Source organism: Flintibacter sp. HCN-6482 (assembly GCF_037892565.1).
GTDB lineage: Bacteria > Bacillota > Clostridia > Oscillospirales > Oscillospiraceae > Lawsonibacter > Lawsonibacter aceti.
On the sequence record NZ_JBBKBK010000004.1, the window covers coordinates 197,395 to 203,396 of the forward strand.

The 6,002-nt window shown below is 56.0% G+C and carries 8 protein-coding genes and 1 rRNA gene; 6 read left to right on the plus strand and 3 right to left on the minus strand.

The window, feature by feature from the left end:
• Position 1: 1 nt before the first annotated feature.
• Both WKS99_RS12545 and recR read left to right on the plus strand, forming a co-directional pair.
• The gene (locus tag WKS99_RS12545) at positions 2-157 is read left to right on the plus strand and encodes a hypothetical protein (protein WP_240288542.1); all 156 of its coding nucleotides are present in this window, start codon (positions 2-4) and stop codon (positions 155-157) included.
• Positions 158-190: 33 nt separating this feature from the next.
• Entirely contained in the window at positions 191-793 is a 603-nt protein-coding gene (gene recR, locus WKS99_RS12550) for a recombination mediator RecR (protein WP_147573054.1), read from the plus strand.
• 80 nt (positions 794-873) lie between these two features.
• Here recR and sfsA read toward each other — a convergent pair whose 3' ends face one another.
• On the minus strand, positions 874-1,590 hold the full coding sequence (sfsA, locus tag WKS99_RS12555) for a DNA/RNA nuclease SfsA (RefSeq protein WP_262669117.1): 717 nt from the start codon (positions 1,588-1,590) through the stop codon (positions 874-876).
• Positions 1,591-1,661: 71 nt separating this feature from the next.
• On the opposite strand from sfsA, the gene WKS99_RS12560 reads away from it, so the two are divergent.
• On the plus strand, positions 1,662-2,537 hold the full coding sequence (locus tag WKS99_RS12560) for a DMT family transporter (protein ID WP_186851769.1): 876 nt from the start codon (positions 1,662-1,664) through the stop codon (positions 2,535-2,537).
• Between the two features lie 41 nt (positions 2,538-2,578).
• Here the strand turns inward: WKS99_RS12560 and WKS99_RS12565 are convergent, their stop codons facing one another.
• Positions 2,579-3,202, minus strand: coding sequence for a flavin reductase (locus WKS99_RS12565; protein WP_147573050.1), 624 nt, complete (start codon positions 3,200-3,202; stop codon positions 2,579-2,581).
• A 173-nt stretch (positions 3,203-3,375) separates the two neighbouring features.
• Between WKS99_RS12565 and WKS99_RS12570 the strand changes: the two genes are divergently transcribed.
• From WKS99_RS12570 to WKS99_RS12580, 3 genes are read left to right on the plus strand one after another with little or no spacing between them, the layout of a single operon-like run.
• Positions 3,376-3,993 carry a DUF1643 domain-containing protein gene (locus WKS99_RS12570; RefSeq protein WP_340406316.1) on the plus strand — a complete coding sequence of 206 codons (618 nt, stop codon included), beginning with the start codon at positions 3,376-3,378 and terminating at the stop codon, positions 3,991-3,993.
• 26 nt (positions 3,994-4,019) lie between these two features.
• On the plus strand, positions 4,020-5,228 hold the full coding sequence (locus WKS99_RS12575) for a substrate-binding domain-containing protein (protein ID WP_340406318.1): 1,209 nt from the start codon (positions 4,020-4,022) through the stop codon (positions 5,226-5,228).
• A 31-nt stretch (positions 5,229-5,259) separates the two neighbouring features.
• Positions 5,260-5,799 (plus strand): GNAT family N-acetyltransferase, encoded by a 540-nt coding sequence (locus tag WKS99_RS12580; RefSeq protein ID WP_340406320.1) that lies wholly within the window; start codon positions 5,260-5,262, stop codon positions 5,797-5,799.
• A 37-nt stretch (positions 5,800-5,836) separates the two neighbouring features.
• Here WKS99_RS12580 and rrf read toward each other — a convergent pair.
• Positions 5,837-5,952: ribosomal RNA gene (rrf, locus tag WKS99_RS12585) — 5S ribosomal RNA — on the minus strand.
• Positions 5,953-6,002: the final 50 nt, after the last annotated feature.

Consider the following 6,002-nt stretch of genomic DNA (forward strand, 5'->3'; position numbering starts at 1 on the left):
TATGAAATCCTACGCTGTCCGTACCGCTAAGACCCCAGAGGACGCTGAAGCCCAGATGAATGAAATGGCTCGGGAGGGCTGGACTGTCAAGGCCGTCACCTTCTGGGAAACCGCTATGGCTTACCGGCTGGTCATCACCTTTGAAAAAGAAATTTAATCCCGCTCCCTATCTCTCCTGGAGGTCTCCGTCATGCAGTATTTTCCCCCCGCCCTTGAAAATCTGGTAGAACACTTCGCCAAGCTGCCCGGCATTGGTCTAAAGTCGGCCCAGCGGCTGGCCTTCCATGTCCTGTCCCTGCCTGAAGAGGAGGCGTCCGCCTTCGCCCAGGCCATCCTGGAGGCCAAAAAGGTGATCCACTGCTGCCCCGTATGCCAGAATCTCACCGAGGGGGAGGGCCCCTGCGCCATCTGTGCCAGCCAGAAGCGGGACCGGTCCACCGTTTGCGTGGTAGCCGATCCCAAGGACGTGGTGGCCATGGAGCGCAGCCGGGAGTACGGCGGCGTCTATCATGTGCTCCACGGGGTCATATCTCCCATGAACCGGGTGGGCCCTGACGACCTGCATATCCGCTCCCTGGTGGAGCGGGTAGCCGCCGGCGGTGTAGCTGAGGTCATCATGGCCACCAACCCCGACACAGAAGGAGAGGCCACCGCTATGTATCTATCCCGTCTGCTCAAGCCGTTCCAGGTAAAGGTGACCCGGCTGGCCTATGGCATCCCTGTGGGCAGCCATCTGGAGTATGCGGACGACGCGACTTTAATGCGGGCCTTGGAGGGTCGGCGGGAAATCTGAATCCTCCCTCACCTCACGTCCCCCATTGTTTCAAATGAGCATACAAAAAGCTGTGGAGAGGACACTCCACAGCCTGTTTTTTACAGCTTTACCGGAATAGGCCGCAGGATCCGAAGGGTATCCGGAGTCACTCCACATTCCAGCGCTATCACCTCCACCCCCGCCCGGGCCGCCCGGCGCAGAGCCTCCCCAAAGTCGGGGTGAGTGGCATCGTTGGGCTCCATCCAGCGCATCCCCTCCATCTGGACCACAAAGCAGACGGCAGCCCCATATCCCGCCTGTCGGGCCGCCACCAGCGCCTCCAAATGCTTCACGCCCCGCAGGGTGGGGGCGTCCGGGAACCGGGCGATCCGGTCCTCCTCTAAGGTGACCCCCTTCACCTCCACAAACCCACGGGTAGAATCGGAGGTCTTTTCTCCCCCATTCAAAAACTCCCAGTAATAATCGATTCTAGAATTCCCATATGTCATCTCTGGTCGAAGCAGTGTGGGGACAAACCCCAGCCCTCCGGCGGCCGCCCACTCCCCAAATACTCTGTTGGGCGCCTGGGAGTCCATATTGATCAGGAGAGGGCCTGCCGGCCCCTCCTTCTCTACCGCTACCAGGTCAAAGCGGGTCTTACGGACCGGATTGTGACTGTCCACCAGATAGACCCGGCATCCAGGGACTAGCAGCTCCCGGCACCGGCCGGTATTTTTCACATGGCAGACCTGGAGGTTCCCCTCCACCTCTACCTGCGCAACAAAGCGGTTGGGCCGGGCTAGAAAAGTACCGGCGCGGATATTGGGATATTTCATCTTGTCTTTTCCCCCGGAGTTCTGGTAATATGTCCCTAGTATAGCCAATGATAGGAATCGAGGCAAGTCCCATGGAGAAAAAAGCTGTCTGGAACATTATCGCCGCCGCTGCCCTCTGGGGCTGTATCGGCGTCTTTTTGAAGCTGCTCACCGCCGCCGGTCTCTCCTCTATGGATGGAGTGGCTCTCCGCAGTGCGGTAGCCGCTCTGCTCTACGGCCTCTTTCTAGCCGCTACGGACCGTAAAGCGCTGAAAATCCAGCCCCGGCACTGGTACTACTTCTTTGGCTCCGGTGTCTGCTCCCTGGTCTTTTTCAACTGGTGCTACTTCTCCGCCATCTCCACCAGCTCCATGTCCGTGGCGGCGGTGCTGCTGTATACCTCCCCCGTCTTCGTCACCCTTCTGTCCGCCCTCTTTTTTCGAGAGAGAATCACGTCCCACAAGGTGGCCGCCCTGGCGTTGACCTTTGCAGGCTGCGTCCTGGTCACCGGGCTGCTCCCGCTGGGCCAGCAGTCTGTGTCCTATCTGACGATACTATATGGATTAGGAGCCGGATTTGGTTACGCTCTGTATTCAATTTTTGGCAAGCTGGCCCTTAGGCAATACGCCTCCTCTACGGTCACTTTCTACACCTTTCTCTTTGCCGCCCTGGCCTCTCTGCCCCTGTCTGGTCTTCCCCGCCATCTGGAGGCGCTGGCGGACTGGCGGGCTATTCTGGGCGGGTTGGGCATCGGGGTGCTGTGCTGTATCCTGCCCTACCTGCTGTACACTGAGGGGCTCCGGTACACCGAGGCGGGGAAAGCCGCCATCCTTGCCACTGTAGAGCCCTTTGTGGCCGCCCTGTTGGGGATCTGCCTGTTCCATGAGTCAGTCACCTTCTATAAACTGCTGGGCATGGGGGCCATCTTCCTGGCCATTCTTCTACTGAATCGAACCACAAATGAATAATAAAAGGAGCTGTCCGCCTGGGACAGCTCCTTTTTATCCTTTTACAGTTTTACAAATTTGTCTTTGTTGGCCCGGCAGATAGGGCACTGATAGCCGTCGGGCAGAGTTTCCTTCTCCGCCACATAGCCGCAGATGGTGCATCTCCAGCCCTCGTTGCCCTCCAGGGTTCGGACCACAGTGGCGGTGGGCGGAGTAGAGCCCCCGTCGTTCTTGAAGTCGTCCACGGTCAGGGCAGGCCCCTCGCCCAGCACCTCGGCCTCCGTCGTTTCAGCGATATAGAGCATATAGGTGCCCAGATCCAGCTTCTCCACTACCTTACAGCTAAACCGGGCTAGAGCGTGATCCTTCACATAGGGATTTCCTGCCCCATCCCGCTCTACGTCGAAGCCATCGAACTTGTTCACTACCCGGCCGGACTTATAGCCAAACAGATTGACCAGATCCTTTGGGGTATCCTTGGCCAGTACCGTGGCGGCAAAGCTCCCCTTCGCCTCGATGGCTTTGAAGGTCTCGTTACTCTTGTTTACTGTCAGGGAAAACTTGAAGGGCATAGAGGATGTGACCTGGTGCAGAGAGTTGACGATACAGCCCTGAGGCTTGCCGTCCAACTCGGCGCCTACGATAAACAGGCCATAGTTGATGCGGCTGAATGCTTTGCGGTTCATATGAGTTCCTCCTTACTTTTAATAAGAATTATTCCTATTTATATTTCTATCATAGCAACATTTTATCCCGTTGTCAAGGAAAATATTTGCAGGGACTGGGAGACTTTTTCTTCCCTTGTCCTCTATTTGCCTCTCTGTTATAATAAAAATAGAGAGAAAAAGGAGGATACCCCATGCATATACCTGCCTGCCAGACCACCCAGCTGGAGCTCATCTCCTTCGACCAGGCCTTAGAGGAGGCTCAAGAGCCCAATCCCGACTATGACTCCTCCCGCTGGCTCTATGTGCCCAATTTTTATTCTGAGTACCGATACATCCTTGGAACCAGAGGGGATCGCCCCCTGATCTGTGTAGGTGTCAATCCCTCCACGGCAGCTCCGGATGCCCTGGACAACACCCTGAAATCGGTAGAGCGTGTGGCCCTCCACAACGGATATGACAGTTTCCTCATGTTTAACGTATATGCCCAGCGGGCCACAGACCCAGATCACATGGAGCAAACCTGCAATCACACCCTCCATCATGAAAATATGAGGGCCTTCGCATACGCCCTGTCCCTGGACCGGTCCGGCTCACCCTCTGTATGGGCGGCCTGGGGGACGATCATTGAAAAACGGGACTATCTGCCTCTCTGCGTCCGGGATATGGTCCAGCTGGGCCACAACTATCACGCCTCTTGGTGGTCTGCCGGAAAACGCTCAAAAAAGGGACACCCCCACCATCCCCTGTACCTGCGAAAAGACAGTGTCCTGGAGGAGTTTGATGTCGATTCCTATCTAACCCATATCTGATCTGGAACAGAAAGGAGAAACAGCTTATGAAGGTCAACTGGAAAGCAGTGATCCGCCGGGTATTCGCAGCTATATTCATCGGCCTTTTTCTTGGATTCCTCTTAGTGACTCTCCTTATCTATGTCTCCTTCATGGCTCCCCCTTATATCCAGAGGGCGTCCTGGGTCCTCCTGCCCAGCCTTCTGGCAGGCGCGGTACTTGCCATTCTCCTTCCCCGGCGGTGGAGAAAGGGGGTTGCACTGTGTCTGGCGGCTGTTACCATCGGCTGCGGCGCTTACTGCGCCTTCGGCCTTTGGCGGAGCAGCGTCCCCACGGTGGATGACCGTGACCTGCTTCTCTGGCAGTACGAGCCCTTTTCAGAGGGCACCAAAGCTGTCAACCTGGAGGAGCAGTCCACCCTGCGCTTTCACCGGGAAGACCTTCTGCGCCTGGATGGCGCCACCGCCCTGTATCCGGTTTATGCCGGCTTTGTGCAAGCGGTCTATCCCCAGGGGGAATATCCCCTGTACGACAACAATACCTCGGAAGGCTATGGCTCTGTCACCTGCAGCGGCACTGTGAACGCCTACGAGCGGCTCATCACTGGCCGCACTGACCTGATCTTCGCCGCCGCCCCCTCCCAGGAGCAGCTGGAGATGGCCAGGCGGGCCGCAAAAGAGCTCCACCTGACCCCCATTGGCCGGGAAGCCTTCGTCTTTTTTGTCAACAGCAGGAATCCCGTGGAGGGACTGACGGTTGAGCAGATACAGGGTATTTACACCGGCCAGATCACCAACTGGAATCAGGTAGGCGGGAAGAATCAGCCCATCCGCCCCTTCCAGCGGCTGGAAAACAGCGGCAGCCAGTCAGCCCTCCTCCGCCTGATGGATGGTCTTCCCCTGATAGAGCCGGAGAAAGAGGACCGGGTGGGCGGCATGGGCGGTATTATCCAGCAGGTGGCCAGCTATCGGAACTATAAAAACTCTATTGGCTTTTCCTTCCGCTTCTACGCCTCGGAAATGGCGGCCAACGATCAAATACGTCTGCTGGCCCTGGATGGCGTATCCCCAACTAAGGAGTCTATCCGGGACGGCAGCTACCCTATCTCCGACTCCTTTTTTGCCATCACTGCCGCTCCAATTGGAGCTCCAGATCCTAGGGAGAGTAATCCAAAGCTGAATGCCTTCCTGGATTGGATTCTCTCTGAACAGGGCCAGCAGATCGTGGAAGACAGCGGATACGTATCAATTCGTTAACAAATTAAGACCATACAAGGGAGGAGCCGCTATGACGCAACTGCGTTTTTTAGAAGCCCATACGGAAACACATTTCAAAGACATGTCTCTCCTTCACGCATTGGGCTGGAGGGCAGCCTATCACGGCCTTATTCCCAAAGACTACTTGGACCGTGAGATCCTGGATGACCGCTGGGTGCCCTTCTTTCATGATAACTGCGGTACTGGAAAACTTCAAGGGCTCATCTTGTACGATGGTGAGCATCCCCTGTGCTGTGGAGTATATGGCCCTGTGCGGACGGAGCTTCAGCCCAAAGGCTTACCCAGTCTGGCCCAGTGGGGAGAGCTGGTTTCTCTCTATGTCTACCCAGCGCACTGGCGCTCTGGATATGGCTCTCTGCTCCTGAGGGAGATCCTCGCACGCCTAAAACGGGAAGGATATCCCGGATGCTTTCTCTATGTGCTCCAGGAAAACAGCAGAGCCCGGCGGTTTTATGAAAAACACGATTTCACTTGGGATGGATACGGTATTAAGGTCAGCCTCTCGCCTGAAACTGTCCTTACCGACTTGAGATACCGCAAAATACTATAATAAAAAAGCAGGACAGTTATTTAACTGTCCTGCTTTGTGTAGGCACTACCTATCTTCCCGGTCCGTCTCCAGACAAGTATTTTCGGCAGAAGCGAGCTTAACTTCCGTGTTCGGAATGGGAACGGGTGGACCCTCGCCCTAATCAGCACCTACTATTTTAATCACCGAAGTGACTAAAACCATATCAAATTGTAGAGAAAACT